Genomic DNA, 26,895 nt, shown 5'->3' with positions numbered 1-26,895 from the left:
CGGAAGAGTGGCCGACTCAGGCAAGCAACCGCCGCGCCGCCGGGTGCCCGGGCCCGCACGGCCCGGCCGCCCGGCCGGCCGACGCGTCCCGGGCCCCGGCGCCCGCCCGCGCCGCCCGGCGCCGCCCCGCCCCGCGGCCTCCCGGACGCTCCGGCTGGGCAGCCCCCGGCCCCGGCTGCGCATGGTCAGCCTGGCGCTGACCCTCGTCCTGATCGCCTTCGTCGTACGCCTCCTCCAGGTCCAGGCCGTGGACGCCGGCACCTACGCCGCCAAGGCCGAGAAGAACCGGTACGTCGGCTACACGCTGGCCGCCGAGCGCGGCGGCATCACCGACCGCAACGGCGTGGCCCTCGCGGCCAGCGTGGACGCGTACGACATCACCGCCGACCCCACGCTGTTCACGCGCAAGGCGCTGAAGGTCGGTGACGGGCCCGAGCAGGCCGCCGCCCTGCTCGCCCCGATCCTCGGCCAGGACCAGGCGGCGCTGACCAAGAAGCTCAAGGCGAAGGGTCAGTACGTCCTGCTCTCCCGGCGGCAGATGCCGCAGGTCTGGCAGCAGATCAAGGACCTCAAGAGCGCGCTCGCCACCAAGGCGGAGACCGACCCCGGCACCGCCAACGTCCTCGCGGGCGTCTTCTCGGTCGCCAGCAGCAAGCGGGTGTACCCCAACGGCGAGCTCGCCGCCGGGATACTGGGCTGGGTCAACCACGACGGCAAGGGCGGCGGCGGCGTCGAGCAGCAGTTCGACAAGGAGCTGGCCGGCAAGGACGGCAAGATCCGCTACGCCCAGTCCGGCGGCCGCCAGGTCCCCACCGCCGGCGGCTCCACCGAGACGCCCGCCGTGCCCGGCAGCGATGTCGAGCTCACCATCGACCGCGACATCCAGTGGGCCGCGCAGAACGCGATCAGCGAACAGGTGGAGGAGTCCAAGGCCGACCGCGGCTATGTGATCGTCCAGGACACCAGGACCGGCGAGATCCTCGCCATGGCCAACTCACCCGGCTTCGACCCCAACGACCTTTCCCAGGCCGACGGGGCCTCCCTGCACAACTGGAGCCTGGAGGACGCCTACGAGCCCGGCTCCACGGCCAAGGTGATGTCGATGGCCGCCGTGCTGGAGGAGGGCGTCGCCACCCCGGCCACGCATGTCGTGGTGCCCAACCGGCTGCACCGCGGCGACCGGCTCTTCAAGGACGACATCGACCACGAGACCTGGTACCTCACGCTCAACGGCGTGCTCGCCAAGTCCAGCAACATCGGCACCATCCTGGCCACCGGACAGCTCGGCAAGACGCAGCCGCAGTCCAACAAGGTCCTCTACTCCTACCTGCGCAAGTTCGGCCTCGGCAGCTACACCGGGCTCGGCTTCCCCGGCGAGACCAAGGGCATCCTCGCCCCGCCGGACCAGTGGTCGACCTCGCAGCAGTACACGATTCCTTTCGGCCAGGGTGTCTCCATCAACGCGATGCAGGCGGCCTCCGTCTACTCGACCATCGCCAACGGCGGCGTACGCGTCGAGCCCACCCTGGTGCGCGGCACCAAGGGGGCCGACGGACGCTTCACTCCCGCCCAGAAGCCCGAGAAGACCCGGGTGGTCAGTGCCAGAACCGCGAAGACGCTCGCCCGGATGCTGGAGTCGGTGGTGGACGACCGGGAGGGCACGGGCACCAAGGCCCGCATCGCCGGCTACCGGGTCGCCGGCAAGACCGGTACGGCCAACCGTGTGGATCCGGCCACCGGCAAGTACCGCGGCTACACCTCGTCGTTCGCCGGATTCGCCCCCGCCGACAAGCCGCGGATCACCGTCTACTGCGCCATCCAGAACGCCACCGAGGGCAACTACTTCGGCGGCCAGATCTGCGGGCCCGTCTACAAGCAGGTCATGGAGTTCGCCCTGAAGACCCTCCAGGTCCCGCCGACCGGAGCCCCGGCCGCCAAGCTCCCGGTCACCTTCACGCCCTGATCAGCCCCGAGCAGCCAGGAACCACCTCGTGACAACGATCACCCCCGATCCCGGGAACCACGGACCCTCCGCCGCCTCGCTTCGCTCCGAGGCGGGTGGGCCCGGTACGCTCACCGCCGTGCCACACGCTGATCAGTCCCAAATCACCCAGAAGGGCGCACCCGTGACATATCCCGGGCCGCCCAGGCCGGTCCAGGTCTCCGCCGCACCCCTCGCGGAACTCGCCGACCAGATGGGTGCCGCGCGGCCGGGTCAGGACGCGGAGGTCACGGGCATCACCCATGACTCGCGCGCCGTCCGCCCCGGCGACCTGTACGCCGCTCTGCCGGGCGCCCGGCTGCACGGCGCCGACTTCGTCACCCAGGCCGCGGGCCTCGGCGCGGTCGCCGTCCTCACCGATCCGACCGGCGCCGAACGCGCCGCCGCCACCGGCCTGCCCGTGCTGGTCGTGGACGACCCGCGCGGCCGGATGGGCGAACTGGCGGCCACGATCTACGGCCACCCCGGCCGCGATCTGCTCCAGATCGGCATCACCGGCACCTCCGGCAAGACCACCACCGCCTACCTCGTCGAGGGCGGCCTGAAGACCGCCAGGTCCACCGGCCTGATCGGCACGGTCGAGATGCGCATCGGTGACGAGCGCATCAAGTCCGAGCGCACCACCCCCGAAGCCACCGACCTCCAGGCCCTCTTCGCCGTGATGCGCGAACGCGGTGTCGAGGCGGTCGCCATGGAGGTCTCCAGCCACGCGCTGGTCCTCGGCCGGGTCGACGGCTGCGTCTTCGACATCGCCGTCTTCACCAACCTCAGCCCGGAACACATGGAGTTCCACTCCGACATGGAGGACTACTTCCGGGCCAAGGCGCAGTTGTTCACACCGCGGCGCAGCCGGCTCGGGGTCGTCAACCTCGACGACGAGTACGGCCGCCGGCTCGCCAAGGAAGCCACGGTCCCCGTCGTCACCTTCTCCGCCGAGGGCCACCCCGACGCCGACTGGCGCGCCGAGGACGTCCAGGTCGGGCCGATGGACTCGACGTTCACGGTGATCGGCCCGAAGGGCGAGCGGATCAACGCCCGTTCGCCGCTGGCCGGCCCGTTCAACGTGGCCAACACCCTCGCCTCGATCGCCGCCCTGGCCGTCGCCGGCCTCGACCCGCAGGCCGCCGCCGACGGCATCTCCGCCGTCCCCGGCGTGCCCGGCCGGCTGGAGCGGGTGGACGCGGGCCAGCCCTATCTCGCGGTCGTCGACTACGCCCACAAGACCGACGCGGTCGAATCCGTGCTGCGGGCCCTGCGCAAAGTGACGAGCGGTCGCCTGCACATCGTGCTCGGCTGCGGCGGCGACCGGGACCGGACCAAGCGGGCGCCGATGGGCGCCGCCGCGGCCCGCCTCGCCGACACCGCCGTACTGACTTCTGACAACCCCCGCTCCGAGGACCCCCTCGCGATCCTCGCGACCATGCTGCAGGGTGCGGCGTCCGTGCCCTCCCACCAGCGCGGCGAGGTCCAGGTCTTCGAGGACCGGGCCGCCGCCATCGCCGCCGCCGTCGCCCGGGCCCGGCCCGGGGACACCGTGCTGATCGCGGGCAAGGGCCACGAGCAGGGCCAGGACATCGCCGGGGTGGTGCGTCCCTTCGACGACCGCCAGGTGCTTCGCGAAGCTATCCAGCAGACCCAGGGATGAACTTGTGATCGCCCTCTCTCTCGCCGAGATCGCAGAAGTCGTCGGCGGGCAGACGTACGACATACCGGATCCGTCGGTACTGGTGACCGGACCGGTCGTCCGGGACTCCCGTGAGGTGGAGCCCGGCAGCCTCTTCGTCGCCTTCGTCGGCGAGCGGGTCGACGGCCACGACTTCGCGGCCCAGGTCGTCGAGGCGGGCGCGGCGGCCGTGCTGGCCTCCCGGCCCGTCGGCGTGCCCGCGATCGTCGTGGACGACGTCCAGAGCGCCCTCGGCGCCCTCGCCCGGCACGTCGTACGGCGGCTCGGCGCCACCCTGGTCGCCCTCACCGGGTCCGCGGGCAAGACCAGCACCAAGGACCTGATCGCCCAGGTGCTCCGGCGCAAGGCGCCCACGGTGTTCACGCCCGGCTCGCTCAACAACGAGATCGGGCTGCCGCTGACCGCCCTGTCCGCCACCGAGGAAACCCGCTTCCTGGTCCTGGAGATGGGCGCCCGGGGCATCGGCCACATCCGCTACCTCGCCCAGCTGACGCCCCCGAAGATCGGCCTCGTGCTCAACGTCGGCAGCGCCCACATCGGCGAGTTCGGCGGCCGCGAGCAGATCGCCGTGGCCAAGGGCGAACTGGTGGAGGCACTGCCGCCGGCGGCGGACGGCGGCACCGCGATCCTCAACGCGGACGACCCCTTGGTACGGGCCATGGCCTCCCGTACGCAGGCGAAGGTGCTCCTTTTCGGAGAGTGCGACGAAGCGGACGTACGCGCCGAGAACGTGCGAGTCACGGACAGCGGACGGCCCGCCTTCCTGCTTCGCACACCCTCCGGTGCAAGCGAAGTGACCATGCGCCTGTACGGTGAGCACCACGTGTCGAACGCGCTCGCCGCGGCCGCCGTCGCCCACGAGCTGGGCATGTCCGCGGAAGAGATCGCCACCGCGCTCTCCGAGGCGGGCTCCCTCTCCCGCTGGCGGATGGAGGTCACCGAGCGCCCGGACGGCGTGACGATCGTCAACGACGCCTACAACGCGAACCCCGAGTCCATGCGAGCCGCCCTGCGCGCGCTCGCGGCGATGGGCAAGGGGCGTCGTACGTGGGCGGTGCTCGGCAAGATGGCCGAGCTCGGGGACGAGGCGCTCGCCGAGCACGACGCGGTCGGACGGCTCGCCGTCCGGCTCAACGTCAGCAAGCTCGTCGCGGTCGGGGGCAGGGAAGCGTCCTGGCTGCAACTGGGCGCATATAACGAGGGTTCGTGGGGTGAGGAGTCGGTGCACGTGTCCGACGCACAGGCGGCGGTCGACCTGTTGCGCAGCGAGTTGCGCCCAGGGGACGTCGTACTCGTGAAGGCGTCCCGGTCGGTCGGCCTCGAGAGCGTGGCGCAGGCGCTCGCCGAGACCGGTGCCGAGGGTGAGGTTTCCGCCCGATGATGAAGCAGATCCTGTTCGCAGGAGTCATTGGCCTCTTCCTGACGCTGATCGGCACCCCGCTGCTGATCAAACTCCTCGCCCGTAAGGGCTACGGCCAGTACATCCGGGACGACGGCCCGCGCACGCACGGCAGCAAGCGCGGTACGCCGACCATGGGCGGTATCGCCTTCATCCTGGCCACGGTCGCGGCGTACTTCCTGTCGAAGCTCATCACGGGCAAGCCGCCGACCTACTCCGGCGTGCTGGTGCTCGGCCTGATGGTCGGCATGGGTCTGGTCGGCTTCCTGGACGACTACATCAAGATCGTCAAGCGGCGGTCGCTGGGTCTGCGGGCCAAGGCGAAGATGGCCGGGCAGCTGCTCGGCGGTATCGCCTTCGCGGTGCTCTCGCTGCAGTTCGCCGACGCCCGCGGCAACACCCCGGCCTCCACGAAGCTTTCGTTCATCACGGACTTCGGCTGGACGATCGGTCCGGTGCTGTTCGTGGTGTGGGCGCTGTTCATGATCCTCGCGATGTCGAACGGCGTGAACCTCACCGACGGTCTGGACGGACTGGCCACCGGCGCCTCCGTGCTGGTCTTCGGCGCCTACACGTTCATCGGTGTCTGGCAGTACCAGGAGTCCTGCGCCAACGCGAACACGCTCACCAACCCCGGCGCCTGTTACGAGGTCCGCGACCCGCTCGACCTCGCCGTGGTCTCCGCCGCGCTGATGGGCGCCTGCCTGGGCTTCCTGTGGTGGAACACCTCGCCGGCCAAGATCTTCATGGGGGACACCGGTTCGCTGGCGCTCGGCGGTGTGCTCGCCGGTCTCGCCATCTGCTCCCGCACCGAGCTGCTGCTCGCCATCCTCGGCGGCCTGTTCGTGCTGATCACCATGTCGGTGGTCATCCAGGTCGGCTCCTTCCGGCTCACCGGCAAGCGGGTCTTCCGGATGGCGCCACTCCAGCACCACTTCGAGCTCAAGGGCTGGTCCGAGGTGCTCGTGGTGGTCCGTTTCTGGATCATCCAGGGCATCTGTGTGATCGTCGGCCTGGGTCTCTTCTACGCGGGATGGGCAGCAGAAAAGTGACCTCCTCGGAGTCCTTCGACTGGCAGGGCAAGCACGTCACCGTCGCCGGGCTCGGCGTCTCCGGCATCCCGGCGGCCAAGGTGCTGCACGGTCTGGGCGCGCGGGTCACCGTCGTCAACGACGGCGACGACGCACGCGCGCGTGAACAGGCCGCGGAACTGGCCGCGCTGGGCGTCACGGTCCGCCTCGGCGACGGCGCGACCCTGCCCGAGGGCACCGAACTCATCGTCACCGCCCCCGGCTGGAAGCCGGACAAGCCGCTGTTCGCGGCGGCCGCCGCGGCGGGCGTCCCGGTGTGGGGCGACGTCGAACTCGCCTGGCGGCTGCGCGGCCCCGACGCCGCGCCCTGGCTCGCGGTCACCGGCACCAACGGCAAGACCACGACGGTCCAGATGCTCGCCTCGATCCTGACGGCGGCCGGCCTGCGCACGGCCGCCGTCGGCAACATCGGCGTCTCCCTGCTGGACGCGGTGCTCGGCGACGAGGAGTACGACGTCCTCGCCGTGGAGCTGTCCAGCTACCAGCTCCACTGGGCGCCCTCCCTGCGCGCCCACTCGGCCGCCGTGCTGAACCTCGCCCCGGACCACCTCGACTGGCACGGCTCCATGGAGGCGTACGCCGCCGACAAGGGGCGCATCTACGAGGGCAATCGCGTCGCCTGTGTCTACAACGCCGCCGACAAGGCGACCGAGGACCTGGTGCGCGAGGCGGACGTGGAGGAGGGCTGCCGGGCCATCGGCTTCACCCTCGGCACCCCGGGCCCGTCCCAACTCGGCGTCGTCGAAGGCATCCTGGTCGACCGCGCCTTCGTGGAGGACCGGCAGAAGAACGCCCAGGAGCTCGCCGAGGTCTCCGACGTCACCCCGCCGGCCCCGCACAACATCGCCAACGCCCTTGCGGCGGCGGCCCTCGCGCGCGCCTTCGGCGTGCCCGCCAAGGCCGTACGCGACGGCCTGCGGGCCTTCACCCCGGACGCCCACCGCATCGCGCACGTGGCGGACGTGGACGGCGTCGCGTACATCGACGACTCCAAGGCCACCAACACCCACGCCGCGGAAGCCTCGTTGGCGGCGTACGAGTCGATCGTGTGGATCGCGGGCGGCCTCGCGAAGGGCGCCACCTTCGACGAGCTGGTCACCAAGTCGGCGGGGCGGCTCCGCGGGGTCGTCCTGATCGGCGCCGACCGGGCGCTGATCCGCGAAGCCCTCGCGCGACACGCCCCGGAAGTCCCGGTCGTGGACCTCGACCGGACCGACACTGGGGCGATGCTCGCGGCTGTCCAGGAGGCCCGGCGGCTCGCGACCGCGGGCGACACGGTGCTGCTGGCCCCGGCCTGCGCCTCGATGGACATGTTCGCCAACTACAACAAGCGCGGTGACGCGTTCGCGGAGGCCGTCCGCGAACTCGGAGCCGACGCCTGACGGCGGGGTCTCGGCAACCTAGGGTGCTTCGGGACCCTTGGAGGGACGGTGACTCGGATGTGGCTCGGGTTCGGTGGGTGCGGGCGAGGAGCCGGTGATGTCCAGTAGCCGTACGGGCCGTCCGCCGGCCCAGCGAGCCGTCCGGGGCCCCGCCGCTCCCCGGCTCCCGCGCGAGAACCCCTTCCTGCGGCTCTCCACGCGTGCCAGGAAGGCCTGGGACCGGCCGCTGACGGCGTACTACCTGATCCTCGGCGGCAGTCTGCTGATCACCGTGCTGGGTCTGGTGATGGTCTACTCGGCCTCCCAGATCAAGGCGCTCCAGATGTCGCTGCCCGGCTCGTACTTCTTCCGCAAGCAGCTGCTGGCCGCGCTCATCGGCGCCGGGCTGCTGTTCGCGGCCTCCCGGATGCCGGTCAAGCTGCACCGGGCGCTGGCCTACCCGATCATCGCGGGCGCCGTGTTCCTGATGGCCCTGGTGCAGGTGCCGGGGATAGGAGTCTCGGTCAACGGCAACCAGAACTGGATCTCCGTCGGCGGCCCCTTCCTGCTCCAGCCCAGCGAGTTCGGCAAGCTCGCCCTGGTGCTGTGGGGCGCCGATCTGCTGGCCCGCAAACAGGACAAGAAGCTGCTGACCCAGTGGAAGCACATGCTGGTGCCGCTGGTCCCGGTCGCCTTCATGCTGCTCGGTCTGATCATGCTCGGCGGCGACATGGGTACGGCGATCATCCTGACGGCGATCCTGTTCGGGCTGCTGTGGCTGGCCGGAGCGCCCACCCGGCTGTTCGTGGGGGTGCTGTCGATCGCCGGTCTGCTGGGCCTGATCCTCATCAAGACCAGCCCCAACCGGATGGCCCGCCTGCAGTGCATCGGCGCCACCGACCCGGGGCCGGGGGACAGCTGCTGGCAGGCGGTGCACGGCATCTACGCGCTCGCGTCCGGCGGGATCTTCGGATCCGGGCTCGGTGCGAGTGTGGAGAAATGGGGTCAACTCCCCGAAGCCCACACCGACTTCATCTTCGCCGTCACCGGTGAGGAACTGGGCCTGGCGGGGACGCTGTCGGTGCTCGCCCTCTTCGCGGCTCTAGGCTATGCGGGTATCCGCGTGGCCGGACGCACGGAGGACCCCTTCGTCAGGTATGCCGCGGGAGGCGTGACCACCTGGATCACCGCTCAGGCGGTGATCAACATCGGTGCGGTGCTCGGTCTGCTGCCGATCGCCGGTGTCCCTCTCCCGCTGTTCTCCTACGGAGGATCCGCCCTGCTGCCGACCATGTTCGCCATCGGGCTGCTGATCGCCTTCGCACGCGACGAGCCCGCTGCGCGGGCGGCGCTTTCGATGCGGCAACCCCGCTTTGGTAGAAAGCGGGGTGCCGGGGGCTCGGCTGCGATCAGGGAGCCCCGGAGATGGAACACGATGCGACGGCGCGCCTCGGCGGCGCGTTCGTCCGGAGAGCGGTGAATTTCGGTGCATGTCGTACTCGCCGGCGGAGGAACCGCGGGCCACATCGAGCCCGCGCTCGCCCTCGCGGACGCCCTGCGCAGGCAGGACCCGACCGTGGGGATCACGGCCCTGGGCACGGAGCGCGGTCTGGAGACCCAGCTCGTCCCACAGCGCGGTTACGAGCTGGCGCTGATCCCGGCCGTACCGCTGCCGCGCAAGCCGACCCCCGAGCTGATCACCGTCCCGGGCCGGCTGCGCGGCACGATCAAGGCCGCCGAGCAGATCCTGGAGCGCACCAAGGCGGACTGCGTCGTCGGCTTCGGCGGCTATGTGGCGCTGCCCGGTTACCTCGCCGCCAAGCGCCTCGGCGTGCCGATCGTCATCCACGAGGCGAACGCCCGGCCGGGCCTGGCCAACAAGATCGGCTCGCGGTACGCCGCCCAGGTCGCCGTCTCCACCCCGGACAGCAAGCTGCGCGGCGCCCGCTACATCGGCATCCCGCTGCGCCGCTCCATCGCCACCCTGGACCGGGCCGCGGTACGCCCCGAGGCCCGCGCCGCCTTCGGGCTCGACCCGAACCTGCCGACCCTGCTGGTCACCGGCGGCTCCCAGGGCGCCCGGCGGCTGAACGAGGTCGTCCAGCAGGTCGCGCCCTGGCTGCAGCAGGCCGGGATCCAGATCCTGCACGCGGTCGGCCCGAAGAACGAACTGCCGCAGGTGCACCAGATGCCGGGAATGCCCCCGTACATCCCGGTAAGTTACCTGGACCGGATGGACCTCGCGTACGCGGCGGCCGACATGATGCTCTGCCGCGCGGGCGCGATGACCGTCGCCGAACTCTCCGCCGTCGGGCTCCCGGCCGCCTATGTCCCGCTGCCCATCGGCAACGGCGAACAGCGGCTGAACGCCCAGCCGGTGGTCAAGGCCGGCGGCGGCCTGCTGGTCGACGACGCGGAACTCACGCCCGAGTGGGTGCAGCACAACGTGCTGCCCGTGCTCGCCGACCCGCACCGGCTGTACGAGATGTCCCGCGCCGCCGGTGAGTTCGGCCGCCGGGACGCCGACGACCTGCTCGTCGGCATGGTGTACGAGGCGATCGCCTCGCACCGACGCTAGGACCGTATGACGGAGGGCAGGAAGCGTGGCCGGATCGACGACCGCCGAACGCGGGGAACGTCAGCAGGAGTCGTCCGGCCCGCCTCCCGCCCGGCGGGTGCGGCCCCATCGGCTTCGTACGATCATCGTCCTGGCCGTCGCGCTCGTGCTGTTCGGGGCGGGCGGCGCCTGGGTGTTGTACGGGTCGAGTTGGCTGCGCGTGGAGCGGGTGAGCGTGTCGGGGACCCGGGTGCTGACGCCCGCGCAGGTGCGCGAGGCCGCCGACGTCCCGGCCGGATCGCCGTTGGCCTCCGTCGACACCGACGCCATCGAGGCCCGGCTGAAGCGGAAACTGCCGCGCATCGACACGGTCGACGTGGGCCGTTCCTGGCCGCATGGAATCGGGCTGGAAGTGACCGAGCGGACCCCGGTTCTGATTGTGCGAAAGGGCAAGAACTTCATCGAAGTGGACAAGAAAGGTGTCCGCTTCGCCACAGTTTCTGAAGCCCCGAAAGACGTTCCCGCACTGGAATTGGCGCTCTCCCCGTCCAGTTCCTCCGCGGCCAGCCTGCGCCGCTTCGGGGAGGGCCGGCTCGTGCACGAGGCGGTGCGGGTCGCCGGCGCCGTTCCGGCCACCGTCGCGCGGGACACCCGGACCCTCAAGGTCCGTTCCTACGACGACATCTCGCTGGAGTTGGCCGACGGACGGACCGTCGACTGGGGCAGCGCCGAGAAGGGCGGGGCGAAGGCTCGCACACTCCTGGCTCTGATGAAAGCCTCGCCGGATGCGCGGCACTTCGATGTGGGGGTTCCCACCGCCCCTGCGTCATCAGGGAGTTGACGCACATCAGCGCAGGCCAGCACCCTGGTTGGGCACTGCTACGGCTGATCACATAGGGTGAAAAGAAAAACGGGAGGTTCGGCGTGTTCGTTGAACGGGCGCCACTTGTCGACTTAGTGTCCTGTTCAGAAGACTTCAAGGAACGGACACACTGGTAACCCTAAACTTCAACGTTAGGGTTCGGGTCGGCGATACGGACCGTCCCATTCGGCATCAGTCGTCGGATCGCGGGCAACCGCGAAGCGGCGACACGTAACTCGAGGCGAGAGGCCTTCGACGTGGCAGCACCGCAGAACTACCTCGCAGTCATCAAAGTCATCGGTGTCGGCGGCGGTGGTGTCAATGCCATCAACCGGATGATCGAGGTCGGTCTCAAGGGCGTCGAGTTCATCGCCATCAACACTGACGCACAGGCGCTGTTGATGAGCGACGCCGACGTCAAGCTCGACGTCGGCCGTGAACTCACCCGCGGACTCGGCGCCGGAGCCAACCCGGCCGTCGGCCGCAAGGCCGCCGAGGACCACCGCGAGGAGATCGAGGAGGTCCTCAAGGGGGCCGACATGGTCTTCGTGACGGCCGGTGAAGGCGGCGGCACCGGCACCGGCGGCGCGCCCGTCGTGGCCAACATCGCCCGCTCGCTCGGCGCCCTCACCATCGGCGTGGTCACGCGCCCGTTCACCTTCGAGGGACGGCGCCGCGCGAACCAGGCCGAGGACGGCATCGCCGAGCTCCGCGAAGAGGTCGACACCCTCATCGTCATCCCGAACGACCGGCTGCTGTCCATCTCGGACCGCCAGGTCTCGGTGCTCGACGCCTTCAAGTCGGCCGACCAGGTCCTGCTCTCCGGTGTCCAGGGCATCACCGACCTCATCACCACGCCCGGTCTGATCAACCTCGACTTCGCCGACGTCAAGTCGGTCATGTCCGAGGCCGGTTCGGCCCTCATGGGCATCGGCTCGGCCCGCGGCGACGACCGCGCGGTGGCCGCGGCCGAGATGGCGATCTCCTCGCCGCTGCTGGAGGCGTCCATCGACGGCGCCCGGGGTGTGCTGCTCTCCATCTCCGGCGGTTCCGACCTCGGTCTGTTCGAGATCAACGAGGCCGCCCAGCTGGTCAGCGAGGCCGCCCACCCCGAGGCCAACATCATCTTCGGCGCGGTGATCGACGACGCCCTCGGCGACGAGGTCCGGGTCACCGTGATCGCGGCCGGCTTCGACGGCGGCCAGCCGCCCTCCAAGCGGGACACCGTCCTCGGCTCGTCCTCGGCCAAGCGCGAGGAGCCCACTCCAGTACGGCAGACCGAGAGCCGTCCGTCCTTCGGCTCGCTCGGCAGCGTCACGCCGAAGGAGGAGCCGGCGCCCGCTCCCGAGCCGGCCGCCGACCTCCCGGCCGCCCCGCCGGTCCCGCCGTCCCGGTCCTACTCGGACAGCGCGGCCGAGGAGCTGGATGTGCCGGACTTCCTGAAGTGATAGGACAGCGCGACACCGTGAGCGGCGCGCACTTCGCCTTCACCGACAGGTGGGGCGGGGTGAGCGCCGTTCCGTACGAGGAGCTCAACCTCGGCGGGGCGGTCGGCGACGACCCCGGCGCCGTACGGACCAATCGCGAGCTGGCGGCCAAGTCGCTCGGGCTCGACGCGGGCCGGGTCGTCTGGATGAACCAGGTGCACGGCAACGACGTCGTGGTGGTCGACCGGCCCTGGGAGGACCGGCCGGTGCCGGAGGTCGACGCGATCGTCACCGCCGAGCGGGGTCTGGCCCTCGCCGTTCTCACCGCCGACTGCACCCCGGTGCTGCTCGCCGACCCCGTCGCCAAGGTGGTCGCGGCGGCCCACGCGGGCCGGCCCGGCATGATCGCCGGAGTCGTCCCCGCCGCGCTGCGCGCGATGGCGGAACTGGGCGCCGAGCCGTCCCGGATCGTCGCCCGCACCGGGCCCGCCGTCTGCGGCCGGTGCTACGAGGTGCCGGAGGAGATGCGCGCCGAGGTCGCCGCCGTCGAACCGGCGGCGCATGCCGAGACGAGCTGGGGTACGCCCGCGGTCGATGTGACCGCCGGGGTGCACGCGCAGCTCGAACGGCTTGGGGTGCGCGACCGGGAGCGGTCGCCGGTGTGCACGCGTGAGTCGGGCGACCACTTCTCGTACCGCCGCGACCGGACCACGGGCCGGCTCGCGGGCTATGTCTGGCTGGACTGATGGGCATGACGGAACGCAGGGACGAACTCGCCGGGAATCTGGCGAAGGTGGAGGAGCGCATCGCCGCGGCGTGCGTGGCCGCCGGGCGCAAGCGCGAGGAGGTGACCCTGATCGTGGTCACCAAGACCTACCCCGCGAGCGATGTGCGGATCCTGTCGCAGCTCGGTGTGCGCCATGTCGCCGAGAACAAGGACCAGGACGCGGCACCGAAGGCCGCCGAATGCTCGGAACTGCCGCTTACTTGGCATTTCGTGGGGCAGTTGCAGACCAACAAGGTGCGATCGGTGGTCGGTTACGCGGATCTCGTGCAGTCCGTCGACCGTTCCAAGCTGGTGACGGCCCTCTCGAAGGAGGCGGTACGGGCGGAGCGCGAGGTGGGCTGTCTCATCCAGGTCGCGCTCGACGCCGGTGAGCGTGAGCGGGGGGAGCGGGGCGGGGTGGCGCCGGGCGGCATCGCGGAGTTGGCCGACCTGATCGCCGGGGCGCCGGGGCTGCGGGTCGACGGACTGATGACGGTCGCACCCTTGACCGGGGAGTACGCGGGACGTGAACGGGCGGCGTTCGAGCGGTTGATGGATTTGTCGACCGACCTGCGCCGAGCTCATCCGGCTGCGAACATGGTCTCGGCAGGTATGAGTGCGGACCTCGAACAGGCCGTGGCGGCCGGAGCGACACATGTGCGCGTCGGTACCGCGGTACTCGGAGTCCGCCCGAGGCTCGGGTAACGTCGCCAGGAAGTCGGACCACAGCAGAAAATATGGTCATTACCGCTGAACAGCGGGCGGAACGACCTCGTGGATCGCGGGCACTTGGCAGTCGTCAGCCGATCCACCACAGAGCGGAGGACTCAGAGAATGGCCGGCGCGATGCGCAAGATGGCGGTCTACCTCGGCCTCGTGGAGGACGATGGGTACGACGGCCGCGGTTTTGATCCCGACGACGACTTCGAACCCGAACTCGACCCTGAGCCCGAGCGGGACCACCGACGGCACGAGCCGTCGCACCAGTCGCACGGTTCACATCAGTCCCAAAGGGACGAATCGGTACGAGTGGTGCAGCCGTCCGTGCAGCGCGAACCGGTGTCCCACGCCGCTTCGCTGGGCGCGGAATCCGGGCGCCCCGCGCGTATCGCGCCCGTGGCATCCATCACACAAGAACGCCAGAGCCTGGAGAAGAACGCGCCGGTGATCATGCCCAAGGTCGTGTCGGAACGAGAGCCGTACCGGATCACCACGCTTCACCCGCGGACCTACAACGAGGCCCGTACCATCGGGGAACACTTCCGTGAGGGCACCCCGGTGATCATGAATCTGACTGAGATGGATGACACAGACGCGAAGCGACTTGTCGACTTTGCGGCCGGTTTGGTGTTTGGTCTTCACGGCAGCATCGAGCGGGTGACGCAGAAGGTGTTCCTGTTGTCGCCTGCTAACGTCGATGTCACGGCGGAGGACAAGGCCCGTATCGCAGAGGGCGGGTTCTTCAACCAGAGCTGAGACGCACAACCGGATCAGCAGTACAGAGCAACACAACGCAGTACCGCAGCAGCACGGAACATGGGGAGAGGGAAGCAAGGGTCATGAGCGTGGTCCTGGATGTCGTCTATATCGCGCTGATGTGCTTCCTCATCGTGCTGATCTTCCGGTTGGTCATGGACTATGTCTTCCAGTTCGCCCGCTCGTGGCAACCCGGCAAGGCGATGGTGGTCGTTCTGGAGGCCACCTACACTGTCACTGATCCACCGCTCAAGCTTCTGCGGCGGTTCATTCCGCCGCTGCGTCTCGGGGGCGTGGCGCTCGACCTGTCCTTCTTCGTACTGATGATCATCGTCTACATCCTGATCTCGATCGTGAGCCGGCTGTGAGCGATGTGAACTACCGTCTTGCCGAATGCCGACGACTACGTTGAGGTGAAGAGATGCCGTTGACCCCCGAGGACGTGCGGAACAAGCAGTTCACGACCGTCCGCCTCCGAGAAGGCTATGACGAGGACGAGGTCGATGCCTTCCTCGACGAGGTCGAAGCCGAACTGACCCGCCTGCTCCGCGAGAACGAGGACCTGCGCGCCAAGCTGGCCGCGGCCACGCGCGCTGCTGCCCAGAACCAGCAGAACATGCGCAAGCCCCCGGAGCCGCAGGACCAGCAGCAGGGTATGCCCCAGCAAGGTGGCATGCAGCAGCAGGGCGGTATGCAGCAGCAGGGTGGCATGCAGCAGCAGGGTATGCCCCAGCAGGGCGGTATGCCGCAGCAGGGCATGCGCGGCCCGGGCGCCCCGGTGCCGGCCGGCATATCGGGCCCGCCGCAGCAGCAGATGGGCGGCCCCATGGGCGGCCCGCCCCAGCTGCCGAGCGGTGCCCCGCAGCTGCCCGCCGGTCCCGGCGGACAGGGTGGCCCGCAGGGTCCCGGTCCGATGGGCCAGGGTCCCGGTCCCATGGGCCAGCCCTCGATGCAGCAGCACATGGGCGGTCCGATGGGCGGCCCCATGGGCGGTCCGATGGGCGGCCCCGGTCAGGGCCCCGGCGGCGACAGCGCCGCCCGTGTCCTCTCGCTGGCCCAGCAGACCGCCGACCAGGCGATCGCCGAGGCCCGTTCCGAGGCCAACAAGATCGTCGGCGAGGCGCGTTCGCGTGCCGAGGGTCTCGAGCGTGACGCCCGTGCCAAGGCCGACGCCCTGGAGCGGGACGCGCAGGAGAAGCACCGCGTCGCGATGGGCTCCCTGGAGTCCGCTCGCGCCACGCTGGAGCGCAAGGTCGAGGACCTGCGCGGCTTCGAGCGCGAGTACCGCACCCGGCTGAAGTCCTACCTGGAGTCGCAGCTGCGTCAGCTGGAGACCCAGGCCGACGACTCGCTGGCCCCGCCGCGCACCCCGGCCACCGCCTCGCTGCCGCCGTCCCCGGCGCCGTCGATGGCTCCCGCCGGTGCGAGCGCCCCGTCCTATGGCGGCAACCAGGGCATGGGCGGCGGCCCCGGCCAGGCCGGCCCGTCCTACGGCAGCCAGCAGCAGATGTCGCCCGCGATGACCCAGCCGATGGCTCCGGTCCGTCCGCAGGGCCCGTCCCCGATGGGTCAGGCTCCCTCGCCGATGCGCGGGTTCCTGATCGACGAGGACGACAACTGACGGCCAGTAGTACGCCTCAGGCGTCGGCAGCGTTCAAAGGGGCGAGCCCCGGACTCCGGTCCGGGGCTCGCCCCTTTTACTCGCGTTGACGGCTGAGGCGGTGAGGTGCAGAGAAGGGCCCGGCCTCCGCTCGGGAGACAGGGCCCTTCTCGTGCCGGTTACGCCTTGCGCAGGCGGAACGTCAGGGACAGCCCCTCGTCGGTGAAGGGGGAGCCGTAGCCGGCGTCCGCCTCGCCCTGGGCGAAGTCCGTCGACAGGACCTCGTCGGCGATGAGGTCCGCGTGCTCCGACAGGGCCGCGACCGTCGCCGGGTCCGTCGCCGTCCAGCGCAGGGCGATCCGGTCGGCCACGTCGAGGCCGCTGTTCTTGCGGGCCTCCTGGATCAGGCGGATCGCGTCACGGGCCAGTCCCGCGCGGCGCAACTCCTCGGTGATCTCCAGGTCCAGGGCGACCGTCGCGCCCGAGTCGGACGCCACCGACCAGCCCTCGCGCGGGGTCTCGGTGATGATCACCTCGTCCGGGGCGAGGGTGATCGTCTCACCGTCGACCTCGACCGACGCCGTGCCCTCGCGCAGGGCCAGGGAGAGCGCGGCCGCGTCGGCGTTCGCGACGGCCTTCGCCACGTCCTGGACGCGCTTGCCGAACCGCTTGCCCAGGGCCCGGAAGTTGGCCTTCGCGGTCGTGTCCACCAGGCTGCCGCCGACCTCGGAGAGGGACGCCAGCGACTCGACGTTCAGCTCCTCGGTGATCTGGGCGTGCAGCTCGGGGCTGAGGGCGCCGAAGCCGGTCGCCGCGATCAGCGCGCGCCGCAGCGGCTGACGCGTCTTGACCCCCGACTCCGCGCGTGTGGCACGGCCCAGCTCCACGAGCCGGCGGACCAGGACCATCTGCTTCGACAGCTCCGGGTCGATGGCGGACAGGTCCGCCTCCGGCCAGGAGGCGAGGTGGACCGACTCGGGCGCGCCCGGGGTGACCGGGACGATCAGGTCCTGCCAGACCCGCTCGGTGATGAACGGGGTCAGCGGGGCCATCAGCTTGGTGACCGTCTCGACGACCTCGTGCAGGGTGCGCAGCGCGGCCTTGTCGCCCTGCCAGAAGCGGCGCCGCGAGCGGCGGACGTACCAGTTCGACAGGTCGTCGACGAACGCCGAGAGCAGCTTGCCGGCCCGCTGGGTGTCGTACGCCTCCAGGGACTGGGTCACCTGGTCGGTGAGAGCGTGCAGTTCGGACAGCAGCCAGCGGTCCAGGACCGGGCGGTCGGCGGGGGCCGGGTCCGCCGCGGAGGGCGCCCAGTTCGACGTACGGGCGTACAGGGCCTGGAAGGCGACCGTGTTCCAGTACGTGAGGAGGGTCTTGCGGACGACCTCCTGGATCGTGCCGTGGCCCACGCGGCGGGCCGCCCACGGGGAGCCGCCGGCCGCCATGAACCAGCGCACCGCGTCGGCGCCGTGCTGGTCCATCAGCGGGATCGGCTGGAGGATGTTGCCCAGGTGCTTGGACATCTTGCGGCCGTCCTCGGCGAGGATGTGGCCGAGGCAGACCACGTTCTCGTAGGAGGACTTGTCGAAGACGAGGGTGCCGACCGCCATCAGCGTGTAGAACCAGCCGCGGGTCTGGTCGATGGCCTCGCTGATGAACTGCGCCGGGTAGCGGGACTCGAACAGGTCCTTGTTCTTGTACGGGTAGCCCCACTGCGCGAACGGCATCGAACCCGAGTCGTACCAGGCGTCGATGACCTCCGGCACGCGCGTGGCCGTCTTGGCGCACTGCGGGCAGTCGAAGGTGACGTCGTCGATGTACGGGCGGTGCGGGTCGAGGGCCGACTGGTCGGTGCCGGTCAGCTCGGTGAGCTCCGCGCGGGAGCCGACGACCGTGAGGTGGTCGTCCTCGCAGCGCCAGATCGGCAGCGGGGTGCCCCAGTAGCGGTTGCGGGACAGCGCCCAGTCGATGTTGTTGTTCAGCCAGTCGCCGAAGCGGCCGTGCTTGACCGTGTCCGGGAACCAGTTGGTGTTCTCGTTCTCCTGGAGGAGACGGTCCTTCACCGCCGTGGTGCGGATGTACCAGGAGGGCTGCGCGTAGTAGAGGAGCGCGGTGTGGCAGCGCCAGCAGTGCGGGTAGCTGTGCTCGTACGGGATGTGCCGGAAGAGGAGGCCGCGCTGCTGCAGGTCCTCGGTGAGCTTTTCGTCCGCCTTCTTGAAGAAGACGCCGCCGACCAGGGGGACGTCCTCCTCGAAGGTGCCGTCCGGGCGGACGGGGTTGACCACGGGCAGACCGTAGGAGCGGCAGACCTTGAGGTCGTCCTCACCGAACGCGGGGGACTGGTGGACCAGACCCGTGCCGTCCTCGGTGGTGACGTAGTCGGCGTTGACCACGTAATGGGTTCCGCCGTCGGTCTCCGGGAACTCGATCAGCTCGAAGGGGCGTTGGTAGGTCCAGCGCTCCATCTCGGCGCCGGTGAAGGACTGGCCGGTGGTCTCCCAGCCCTCGCCGAGGGCCTTGGCGACGAGCGGCTCGGCGACGACGAGCTGCTCCTCGCCGTTGGTCGCGACGACGTAGGTGACCTCGGGGTGGGCGGCGACCGCGGTGTTGGAGACGAGGGTCCAGGGCGTCGTCGTCCAGACCAGGAGCGCGGCCCGGCCAGCCAGCGGACCGGAGGTGAGCGGGAAACGGACGTACACGGACGGGTCGACGACCGTCTCGTAGCCCTGCGCCAGTTCGTGGTCGGACAGGCCGGTGCCGCAGCGCGGGCACCAGGGCGCGACCCGGTGGTCCTGGACCAGCAGGCCCTTGTTGAAGATCTCCTTCAGCGACCACCAGACGGACTCGATGTACTCGGGGTCCATCGTGACGTAGGCCTCTTCGAGGTCGACCCAGTAGCCCATGCGGGTCGTCAGCTCGGCGAAGGCGTCGGTGTGGCGCAGCACGGAGTCACGGCACTTGGCGTTGAACTCGGCGATGCCGTACGCCTCGATGTCCTTCTTGCCGCTGAAGCCGAGCTCCTTCTCGACCGCCAGCTCCACCGGGAGGCCGTGGCAGTCCCAGCCGGCCTTGCGGGCCACGTGGTAGCCGCGCATGGTGCGGAAGCGGGGGAAGACGTCCTTGAAGACGCGGGCCTCGATGTGGTGGGCGCCGGGCATGCCGTTGGCGGTGGGCGGGCCCTCGTAGAACACCCACTCGGGGCGGCCCTCGGACTGCTCCAGGCTCTTGGCGAAGATCTTCTGCTCGCGCCAGAAGTCGAGCACCGCGTGTTCGAGCGCGGGCAGGTCGACCTGGGCGGGTACCTGGCGGTACGTCGGCTGTGTCATCAGCGGGCTTCCTCCGGCGGACTTGCTGCCTTCCGTCCGGAGGGACGAGAGCTACGTCTGTCGTTGCGCCGTCTTCGGCGCGCTCCCGCGGTACCACCCTCCTTGGCCCGCCGACGGCTGGTGTGCCTCGGTGAGCCCCCTCATTGGGGTCGCGATGCCGGGTCTACTGGCCCTTGCGGGGCGTTCTTCCGGCGGCTCCGGGGTGATCTTCACGTCGCGCTCGCCCCCGGGCTTCCACCGTCCCCGGGTCGCTCTGGGCTGCGTACGCCGCTACTCGTCCCCATCCACGCTTCTCGCTGCGCCCAGTGTACGGCGCCGCGGGGACAGCGGCCGACCGGTTTTCCGGCGTCCCGGGGTGGGGGCCGGGGGTGGCCTGCGGTGACCCGAATGGCGCGGTGCGCGGGTTCGGGTTCCGGGGCGGCCGGCCCGGCGGATTACCCGGCGGGGAGCTGGGCAGTACGCATGCAGGTCGGCCGCGCGGCATCCGCGAGGCGGGCGAATCGGGCGGTGTGCCCCATTGCCGCGGGACTCAAGTCGATTTATCGTCCCAGCACGATTCGCGTGCAAGATCACAATATGTGAAGGGGCCGCGGCCATGGTGGCGAAGAAGACCGCCGTACAGCAGTCGGCGTCCGGCAGGGCCACGGGTGCCTCCGGCGGTGCGGCCAAGGATGTGAGCGGGACGAAGAGCACGCGGGGGGCGTCCGCCGGGCGGTCGGGGGAGGCTCTCAAGCCGGTGAGGACGGTGCGGGGGGATGGCACCGACGAGGGCGCGGCCGGGGCGGGGAAGAAGGCCGTGAAGAGGGCCGTGGCGGGGAAGACGGCCGCGAAGAAGGTTGCGACGGGGAAGAAGGCCGTGAAGAGGGCCGTGGCGGGGAAGACGGCCGTGAAGAAGGACGTGGCTACGAAGAGCGCGGCCAAGAAGAGTGCCGCCAAGGAGAACGCCGCCGGGAAGACCGCCGTCAAGAGGGCGACGGCTTCGCGGGCGGCACCGGGGAAGCAGGCGGCCGAGGAGGGGGCGGCGGAGAGACCGGCGGCGCGGACGGCGGCGCTGAAGGAGACGGCCGGGAAGAAGACGGCGGCCAAGAAGGTGGCGGCGAAGAAGGTGGCCACCAAGAAGGCTGTAACGAAGAAGGCTGCGGCCGAGGTGGCCGGGGCTGAGGGGGGCGGGGTCAAGGGGGCGTCGGCCATGGAGGCTGTGGCTGAGGGGGGCGGGGCCGAGAAGGTTGTGGCTGAGAGGGGCGGGGCCGATGAGGCACCGGCAAAGAGGGCTGTGGCTGAGGAGACCCCGGTCAGGGAGGCGTCGGCCAAGAAGGTGGCGGTGAGGAAGACGGCTGCCACGAGGGCCGTAGCGAAGAAGACCGCGGCCGAGGAGGCCGGGGGCAAGGGGGCTTCGGCCATGGAAGCCGTGGCTGAGAGGGCCCGGGCCGAGGAGGTGTCCGCCAAGAAGGTGGCGGTGAAGAAGACGGTCGTCAAGAAGGCTGTAGCGCAGAAGACCGCGGCCGAGGGGGCCGGGGCCGAGGAGGCGTCGGCCATGGGGGTCGTGGCTGGGGAGACCCGGGTCAAGGAGGCGTCGGCCGAGAAGGTGGCGGTGAGGAAGACGGTCGCCAAGAAGGCCGTAGCGACGGAGACCGCGGCCGAGGAGGCCGTGGCTGAAGGGATCGGGGCTGAGGAAGCACCGGCCAAGAAGGCGTCGGTCAAGAAGGTGCCGGGCGGCGAGGGCGTCGCTGGGGGTGAGGAGGGGTTGGTTGGGGAGAGGGAGGGTGCGGGGCTGAACGTGGATGGCCCGGCCGGCGTGCGGGAGGTCGGTGGGGGGAAGGTCGCAGGTCACGAGCGTGCCGTAGGCCGCTCGAAGAAGAGTACGGCCAAGAAGGCGGGCGCGGCCGAGGCCGCGGAGCAGACGGGAGCCACGACAGTGGTTGCGAAGAAGACTCCTGGCACGGCCACGGCGGCCACGACCGCCGTTCCCAAGGCGCGGGTCGCCGCGGCGGAGTCCGGCGAGCTCGCGGTGCGCCCCGGTGAGGACCCCTGGACCCCCGAGGAGGTCGAGGAGGCGCGCACCGAGCTGCTGTCCGAGGGGGAGCGGCTCAGGAACGAGCTCACCGCCTCCGAGCAGGCGCTCGCCGGGCTGATGCGGGACTCGGGGGACGGCGCCGGCGACGACCAGGCCGACACCGGCACGAAGAACATCACGCGGGAGCAGCAGCTGGCGCTCGCCGCCAACGCGCGGGAGATGCTCACCCAGACCGAGCGCGCCCTGGAGCGGCTGGACTCGGGCACCTACGGTCTGTGCGAGAACTGCGGCAAGGCGATCGGCAAGGCCCGTATGCAGGCCTTCCCGCGCGCGACGCTGTGCGTGGAGTGCAAGCAGAAGCAGGAACGCCGGTACTGAGGGCCCGGTCGGGCGTGCCGTACCCTCGTCCTCAGTCAGGTACCTAAGGTTGAGGGACTCACGTGGCAGAGGCGGAGCGCATCATCGGTACGCCGGAATCCCCGGACGGGGCTGAGGCCGAGCCGGAGCAGTCATCCGGTGCTCAGGGGCAGGACGGCGGCGCAGCGCGGTCCCGGGGCAAGCGGCGGATCGCCGTGCTGTTCGCGGTGGCCTCGTTCGCGTACGCCCTCGACCTGATCAGCAAGATGATCGTGGTGGCGAAGCTGGAGCACCACGAGCCCGTCGAGATCATCGGGGACTGGCTGAGGTTCGAGGCGATCCGCAACGCCGGCGCGGCGTTCGGCTTCGGCGAGGCCTTCACCGTGATCTTCACGGTGATCGCGGCGGCCGTGATCGTGGTGATCGCCCGGCTCGCCCGCAAGCTCTACAGCCTGCCCTGGGCCATCGCGCTGGGCCTGCTGCTGGGCGGGGCGCTGGGCAATCTCACCGACCGGATCTTCCGTTCGCCGGGTGTCTTCGAGGGCGCGGTCGTGGACTTCATCGCGCCCAAGCACTTCGCCGTGTTCAACCTCGCGGACTCGGCGATCGTGTGCGGCGGGGTCCTGATCGTGCTGCTGTCCTTCAAGGGCCTCGACCCGGACGGCACCGTCCACAAGGACTGAGCGCGCGGTCGGGACTGTCTCACCCGTCCGGCATACTCGACGGGTGAGCACGATTCCCGAGATCCGTACCCTGCCCGTGCCGGACGGCCTGGAGGGCGAGCGCGTCGACGCCGCCATCTCCCGCATGTTCGGCTTCTCCCGTACCAAGGCCGCGGAGCTCGCCGCGGCGGGCAAGGTGCTCGTCGACGGCACGGTGGTCGGCAAGTCCGAGCGCGTGAGCGGCGGCGCCTGGCTGGAGGTCGAGATGCCACAGGCGCCCGCGCCGGTGCAGGTGGTGGCCGAGCCGGTCGAGGGCATGGAGATCGTGCACGACGACGATGACGTGGTCGTGATCGTCAAGCCGGTGGGCGTCGCCGCGCACCCGTCACCGGGCTGGACCGGGCCGACCGTGATCGGCGGTCTCGCCGCCGCCGGGTACCGGATCTCGACGTCCGGCGCCGCCGAGCGGCAGGGCATCGTGCACCGGCTCGACGTCGGCACGTCGGGCCTGATGGTCGTCGCCAAGTCCGAGTACGCGTACACCTCGCTCAAGCGCCAGTTCAAGGAGCGCACGGTCGACAAGCGCTACCACACGCTGGTCCAGGGCCACCCCGACCCGACCAGCGGCACCATCGACGCGCCCATCGGCCGGCACCCCAACCACGACTACAAGTGGGCGGTCACGGCCGACGGCAAGGCGTCCGTCACGCACTACGACCTCATCGAGGCGTTCCGCGCGGCCTCCCTGCTCGATGTGAAGCTGGAGACCGGCCGCACCCACCAGATCCGCGTCCACATGGCCGCCCACCGGCACCCCTGCGTCGGCGACCTCACCTACGGCGCCGACCCGACCCTCGCCAAGCGCCTGGGGCTGACCCGGCAGTGGCTGCACGCCGTCCGGCTCGGCTTCGAGCACCCCGGGGACGGGCAGTGGGCGGAGTTCTCCTGCGAGTACCCTGACGACCTTCAGCAGGCATTGGACAAGGTGCGCGAGGAGACCTACGCATGACCCCCGAGCCCTACGTCGTGCGGGTCGCCTCCGAGGCCGCCGACCGTGAGGCGTGCTTCGCGGTGCGCCGGGAGGTCTTCGTCGGCGAGCAAGGGGTGCCCGAGGAGGTGGAGTACGACGCCTACGACGCCGTAGCGGTGCATGTGCTGGCCGTGCGGGCGGACGGGCTGCCGCTCGGGGCCGGACGCCTGCTGTACGGCGAGGCCGCCGCGGCGAAGGTCGGCGACGACCTGTCCGTGGGCTCGCTCGGACGGCTCGCGGTGACCAAGGCGGCGCGCGGGCTGGGCGTCGGTGCGGCGCTGGTGCGGGGCATCGAGGACGCGGCACGCGCGCGGGGGCTCCGGGCGGTGGACCTGCACGCGCAGACCCAGGCGCTGGGGTTCTACGAGCGGCTGGGGTACGAGGCGTACGGGCCCGAGTTCGCCGACGCGGGGATCGCGCACCGGGCGATGCGGCGCGCGGTGTAGGTCACCGGCCCGAAGGCGCTGGTGGGGGCGGGGGCGTGGCAGGCTGGGGGTCTGCCCTGTGGACACCGACCTCGCCGGAGCGCTGACCGTGGATCAGTTGGCCCTGTTGTTCGTGCTGCTGCTCGGGGCCGTGGTGAGTGTCCCGGTGGGGGAGCGGCTGGGCCTGCCGGCGCCGGTGCTGATGACCTTGCTCGGGATCGTGCTGGCGCTGCTGGAGTTCGTGCCCAATGTCGAGGTGCCGCCCGACCTGATCCTGCCGTTGCTGCTGCCGCCGCTGCTGTATGCCGCGGTGCGGCGGACCTCCTGGCGGCAGTTCGCCGCCAATGTGCGGCCGATCTTCCTGCTGGCCGTGGCGCTGGTGTTCGTGACGACCGTATGCGTGGCCGCCGTGGCCGGCGCGATCATTCCCGGGCTGCCCGTCGCCGCCGCCGTCGCGCTCGGCGCGCTGGTCGCGCCGCCCGATCCCGTCGCCGCCACCGCGGTGGCGAGCCGGCTCGGGCTGCCGCGCCGGCTGGTGTCCATCCTGGAGGGCGAGGGGCTCTTCAACGACGTCACCGCGATCGTGCTCTACCACGTGGCCATCGCGGCCGTCGTCAGCGGCGCGTTCTCGTTCTGGGAGGCCGGGCTCGACCTGGTGCTCTCCGCCGTGGTCGCGCTGATCGTCGGGCTCGTCCTGGGCTGGGGCGCGAACCGGCTGCTGGACCTCCTCGGGGACGCGACCCTGCAGATCGGACTGTCGCTGCTGGTGCCGTACGCCGCCTACGTGATGGCGGAGGAACTGCACGGGTCCGGGGTGCTGGCCGTGCTCACCGCCGCGCTGTTCCTCGCCGAGTACGCCACCGACGCGGACGACGTGATGACCCGGCTCGCGGGGCACACCTTCTGGGACGTCGTCGACACCCTCGTCACGGGCGTGGCCTTCGGGCTGATCGGCCTCGAACTGCACAACGCTCTGCGCACGGCCTCCGGGCGCTGGGGCGAGCTGCTGGGGTGGGCGGGGGCCGTCGTGGCCGTGGTCGTCCTGGTACGACTGCTGTGGCTGCTGCCGGCCACCTGGCTGACGAAACGGCTGCACGCCCGGCGGGACCACGACGAGGACATCCCGACGAGCTGGCGGGAGACCGTGGTCATGTGGTGGTCGGGGATGCGGGGAGTGGCGTCGGTGGCGCTGGCGCTGGCGATCCCGCTGAAGGTGGAGGACGGGTCCGCGTTTCCCCACCGGGACGAGATCGTGTTCATCGCGTTCGGGGTGATCATGGGCACCCTGGTGCTGCAGGGGCTGACCCTGCCGTGGCTGGTGCGGCGGCTCGGGGTGCGGGCGGACACGGCACGCGAGAAGGAGTTCGAGAAGGCGCTGGCCGTGCGGGCGGCGAAGGCGGCGAAGCGCAGGCTCCGGGAGATCGAGTCGGTGGAGGAACTGCCGGAGGAACTGTCCGAGCAGATGCTGCGGCGGGCCTACGACATCGGCGTGCGGATCAGTCCGGACATGGGCGAGGAGGAACGGCGGGAGGCCCACGAGCAGCGGGTGCGGCGCCTGAAGCGGGTGCGCCGGATCCAGGGGGAGATGCTGAGCGCCGCCAGGCACGAGGTGCTGGCGGCGCGGAGCGAGCCGGGGGCGGATCCCGAGGTGGTGGACCGGGTGCTGCGGCATCTGGATGTACGCAGCCTGCGCTGACCCGCCCCCGGCGGTGCCTCAGCGGCCCGTCCGGGGCGGTTCGTGGACACGCCGGGCCCGGTGACCGTCCGTCGAGCGGGTCGGGAAGGGCAGGCCCGGCGGGAGTGCGGCGTCCGCCGTGTTGACCCGGGGGAGGGCGTGCGGGTAGGCCGTGGTCAGCCACTTGATCATCTGTTCGCGGACCGTGACCCGTACCGTCCAGATGTCGTCCGCGTCCTTCGCCGTCACCAGCGCCCGCACCTGGATGGTGCTCGGGGTGCTGTCCGTCACCGTCAGGTCGCAGGCCCGTCCGTCCCACGCGGGGCACGCGCGCAGGATGTCGCGGAGCTTCTCGCGCATCAGCTCCACCGGCGCCGAGTGGTCCAGGTGCCAGTAGACGATGCCGGTCATCTGGGCGCCGCCCCGGGACCAGTTCTCGAAGGGCTTGGAGGTGAAGTAGGAGACGGGCATCGTGATGCGGCGCTCGTCCCAGGTGCGGACGGTGAGGAAGGTCAGGGTGATCTCGTCGACCGTGCCCCACTCGTCGTCCACCACCACCGTGTCCCCGATGCGCACCATGTCACCGAAGGCGATCTGGAACCCGGCGAACATGTTGCTCAGCGTCGACTGGGCGGCCACGCCCGCGACGATGCCGAGGATGCCCGCCGAGGCCAGCAGGGAGGCGCCGGCCGCGCGCATCGCGGGGAAGGTCAGGAGCATCGCGGCCACCGCGACCACGCCGACGATCGCCGCCACCACGCGTGTGATGAGCGTCACCTGGGTCCGGACCCGCCGGACCCGGGCCGCATCGCGATGCACGCGGGCGTACCGGGTGTACGTCGTCTCGACGATCGCCGCCGCGATCCGGATCACCAGCCACGCCGCCGAGCCGATCAGCACCAGCGCCAGCACCCGGCCGATCCCGGTCCGGTGCTCCTGGAGCACCTGCGCCGAGTCGAAGGCCCCTCTCAGCAGTGCCGTGCACAGCACCAGCTGGTAGGGGATGCGACCCCGGCGCAGCAGGCCCCACAGGGGCGTCTCGGGGTGCCGGTGGTCGGCCTTGCACAGCAGCCGGTCGGTGGCCCACCCGATGAGCAGGGTGAGCAGGACCGAGCCGCCGATGACGATCAGTGGGCGGAGTACGTTCTCCATGCCATCGAACGTAACCGGATCACAGGGGT

General features: G+C 70.7%; 21 protein-coding genes. 19 read left to right on the top strand and 2 right to left on the bottom strand.

Annotated elements, in window-relative coordinates; genetic code table 11:
• The first annotated feature begins 7 nt into the window (after positions 1-7).
• The 14 genes from ACWD11_RS05770 to ACWD11_RS05705 all read left to right on the top strand — a co-directional run bounded on the left by ACWD11_RS05770 (position 8) and on the right by ACWD11_RS05705 (position 16,246).
• Positions 8-1,963, top strand: coding sequence for a peptidoglycan D,D-transpeptidase FtsI family protein (locus tag ACWD11_RS05770; protein WP_451281479.1), 1,956 nt, complete (start codon positions 8-10; stop codon positions 1,961-1,963).
• Between the two features lie 163 nt (positions 1,964-2,126).
• Positions 2,127-3,647, top strand: a complete 1,521-nt coding sequence (locus tag ACWD11_RS05765) for a UDP-N-acetylmuramoyl-L-alanyl-D-glutamate--2,6-diaminopimelate ligase (protein ID WP_451281477.1) — start codon at positions 2,127-2,129, stop codon at positions 3,645-3,647.
• Between the two features lie 4 nt (positions 3,648-3,651).
• A complete protein-coding gene (locus ACWD11_RS05760; RefSeq protein ID WP_451281475.1) occupies positions 3,652-5,067 on the top strand; it encodes a UDP-N-acetylmuramoyl-tripeptide--D-alanyl-D-alanine ligase in 1,416 nt (471 codons plus the stop codon).
• Positions 5,064-6,137 (top strand): phospho-N-acetylmuramoyl-pentapeptide-transferase, encoded by a 1,074-nt coding sequence (gene mraY, locus ACWD11_RS05755; protein WP_250070374.1) that lies wholly within the window; start codon positions 5,064-5,066, stop codon positions 6,135-6,137. The genes ACWD11_RS05760 and mraY overlap by 4 nt, the downstream gene beginning before the upstream one ends.
• A complete protein-coding gene (murD, locus tag ACWD11_RS05750) occupies positions 6,119-7,558 on the top strand; it encodes a UDP-N-acetylmuramoyl-L-alanine--D-glutamate ligase (protein ID WP_451281473.1) in 1,440 nt (479 codons plus the stop codon). The genes mraY and murD overlap by 19 nt, the downstream gene beginning before the upstream one ends.
• Before the next feature lie 97 nt (positions 7,559-7,655).
• Positions 7,656-9,017 carry a putative lipid II flippase FtsW gene (gene ftsW / locus ACWD11_RS05745; protein ID WP_389418555.1) on the top strand — a complete coding sequence of 454 codons (1,362 nt, stop codon included), beginning with the start codon at positions 7,656-7,658 and terminating at the stop codon, positions 9,015-9,017.
• Positions 9,018-9,023: 6 nt separating this feature from the next.
• Positions 9,024-10,115, top strand: coding sequence for an undecaprenyldiphospho-muramoylpentapeptide beta-N-acetylglucosaminyltransferase (gene murG / locus ACWD11_RS05740; RefSeq protein WP_250070377.1), 1,092 nt, complete (start codon positions 9,024-9,026; stop codon positions 10,113-10,115).
• A 25-nt stretch (positions 10,116-10,140) separates the two neighbouring features.
• A complete protein-coding gene (locus tag ACWD11_RS05735; protein WP_389418556.1) occupies positions 10,141-10,935 on the top strand; it encodes a cell division protein FtsQ/DivIB in 795 nt (264 codons plus the stop codon).
• Positions 10,936-11,213: 278 nt separating this feature from the next.
• The gene (gene ftsZ / locus ACWD11_RS05730) at positions 11,214-12,404 is read left to right on the top strand and encodes a cell division protein FtsZ (protein ID WP_389418557.1); all 1,191 of its coding nucleotides are present in this window, start codon (positions 11,214-11,216) and stop codon (positions 12,402-12,404) included.
• Positions 12,401-13,129, top strand: a complete 729-nt coding sequence (pgeF, locus tag ACWD11_RS05725; RefSeq protein WP_451281470.1) for a peptidoglycan editing factor PgeF — start codon at positions 12,401-12,403, stop codon at positions 13,127-13,129. Before ftsZ ends, pgeF begins: the two co-directional genes overlap by 4 nt.
• Before the next feature lie 5 nt (positions 13,130-13,134).
• Positions 13,135-13,854, top strand: coding sequence for a YggS family pyridoxal phosphate-dependent enzyme (locus ACWD11_RS05720; RefSeq protein WP_451281468.1), 720 nt, complete (start codon positions 13,135-13,137; stop codon positions 13,852-13,854).
• Positions 13,855-13,983: 129 nt separating this feature from the next.
• Complete coding sequence (locus ACWD11_RS05715) at positions 13,984-14,625, top strand: cell division protein SepF (protein ID WP_451281466.1); 642 nt, start codon at positions 13,984-13,986, stop codon at positions 14,623-14,625.
• An 83-nt stretch (positions 14,626-14,708) separates the two neighbouring features.
• Positions 14,709-14,993 carry a YggT family protein gene (locus ACWD11_RS05710; protein WP_007448661.1) on the top strand — a complete coding sequence of 95 codons (285 nt, stop codon included), beginning with the start codon at positions 14,709-14,711 and terminating at the stop codon, positions 14,991-14,993.
• A gap of 53 nt (positions 14,994-15,046) precedes the next feature.
• The gene (locus ACWD11_RS05705) at positions 15,047-16,246 is read left to right on the top strand and encodes a DivIVA domain-containing protein (RefSeq protein WP_389418561.1); all 1,200 of its coding nucleotides are present in this window, start codon (positions 15,047-15,049) and stop codon (positions 16,244-16,246) included.
• 158 nt (positions 16,247-16,404) lie between these two features.
• On the opposite strand, the gene ileS is transcribed toward ACWD11_RS05705, so the two are convergent.
• Positions 16,405-19,551, bottom strand: a complete 3,147-nt coding sequence (gene ileS, locus ACWD11_RS05700; protein WP_451281464.1) for an isoleucine--tRNA ligase — start codon at positions 19,549-19,551, stop codon at positions 16,405-16,407.
• 595 nt (positions 19,552-20,146) lie between these two features.
• Between ileS and ACWD11_RS05695 the strand changes: the two genes are divergently transcribed.
• From ACWD11_RS05695 to ACWD11_RS05675, 5 genes are all read left to right on the top strand, one after another.
• On the top strand, positions 20,147-21,943 hold the full coding sequence (locus tag ACWD11_RS05695; protein WP_451281462.1) for a histone H1-like repetitive region-containing protein: 1,797 nt from the start codon (positions 20,147-20,149) through the stop codon (positions 21,941-21,943).
• 62 nt (positions 21,944-22,005) lie between these two features.
• Complete coding sequence (lspA, locus tag ACWD11_RS05690) at positions 22,006-22,605, top strand: signal peptidase II (protein WP_451281460.1); 600 nt, start codon at positions 22,006-22,008, stop codon at positions 22,603-22,605.
• 43 nt (positions 22,606-22,648) lie between these two features.
• Positions 22,649-23,593 carry an RluA family pseudouridine synthase gene (locus ACWD11_RS05685; protein WP_389418565.1) on the top strand — a complete coding sequence of 315 codons (945 nt, stop codon included), beginning with the start codon at positions 22,649-22,651 and terminating at the stop codon, positions 23,591-23,593.
• Positions 23,590-24,060 carry a GNAT family N-acetyltransferase gene (locus ACWD11_RS05680; RefSeq protein WP_389418566.1) on the top strand — a complete coding sequence of 157 codons (471 nt, stop codon included), beginning with the start codon at positions 23,590-23,592 and terminating at the stop codon, positions 24,058-24,060. The genes ACWD11_RS05685 and ACWD11_RS05680 overlap by 4 nt, the downstream gene beginning before the upstream one ends.
• 88 nt (positions 24,061-24,148) lie before the next feature.
• Positions 24,149-25,735, top strand: a complete 1,587-nt coding sequence (locus ACWD11_RS05675; protein ID WP_451281867.1) for a Na+/H+ antiporter — start codon at positions 24,149-24,151, stop codon at positions 25,733-25,735.
• 18 nt (positions 25,736-25,753) lie between these two features.
• Here ACWD11_RS05675 and ACWD11_RS05670 read toward each other — a convergent pair whose 3' ends face one another.
• Positions 25,754-26,866 (bottom strand): mechanosensitive ion channel family protein, encoded by a 1,113-nt coding sequence (locus ACWD11_RS05670; protein ID WP_389418567.1) that lies wholly within the window; start codon positions 26,864-26,866, stop codon positions 25,754-25,756.
• Between the last annotated feature and the right edge of the window lie 29 nt (positions 26,867-26,895).

It is taken from the genome of Streptomyces sp. NPDC002776 (assembly GCF_053592195.1).
The sequence above is the reverse complement of the archived record's forward strand: the minus strand, read 5'-3'. Positions and strand labels throughout refer to the sequence as shown.

Excerpts from the sequence above, each read along its gene's own strand:
- mraY (WP_250070374.1), top strand. The coding sequence starts at position 5,064 with ATGATGAAGCAGATCCTGTTCGCAGGAGTCATTGGCCTCTTCCTGACG.
- murD (WP_451281473.1), top strand. The coding sequence starts at position 6,119 with ATGGGCAGCAGAAAAGTGACCTCCTCGGAGTCCTTCGACTGGCAGGGC.
- ftsW (WP_389418555.1), top strand. The coding sequence starts at position 7,656 with ATGTCCAGTAGCCGTACGGGCCGTCCGCCGGCCCAGCGAGCCGTCCGG.
- ACWD11_RS05720 (WP_451281468.1), top strand. The coding sequence starts at position 13,135 with ATGACGGAACGCAGGGACGAACTCGCCGGGAATCTGGCGAAGGTGGAG.
- ACWD11_RS05715 (WP_451281466.1), top strand. The coding sequence starts at position 13,984 with ATGGCCGGCGCGATGCGCAAGATGGCGGTCTACCTCGGCCTCGTGGAG.
- ACWD11_RS05710 (WP_007448661.1), top strand. The coding sequence starts at position 14,709 with ATGAGCGTGGTCCTGGATGTCGTCTATATCGCGCTGATGTGCTTCCTC.
- ACWD11_RS05705 (WP_389418561.1), top strand. The coding sequence starts at position 15,047 with ATGCCGTTGACCCCCGAGGACGTGCGGAACAAGCAGTTCACGACCGTC.
- ileS (WP_451281464.1), bottom strand. The coding sequence starts at position 19,551 with ATGACACAGCCGACGTACCGCCAGGTACCCGCCCAGGTCGACCTGCCC.
- ACWD11_RS05695 (WP_451281462.1), top strand. The coding sequence starts at position 20,147 with ATGGTGGCGAAGAAGACCGCCGTACAGCAGTCGGCGTCCGGCAGGGCC.
- ACWD11_RS05680 (WP_389418566.1), top strand. The coding sequence starts at position 23,590 with ATGACCCCCGAGCCCTACGTCGTGCGGGTCGCCTCCGAGGCCGCCGAC.
- ACWD11_RS05670 (WP_389418567.1), bottom strand. The coding sequence starts at position 26,866 with ATGGAGAACGTACTCCGCCCACTGATCGTCATCGGCGGCTCGGTCCTG.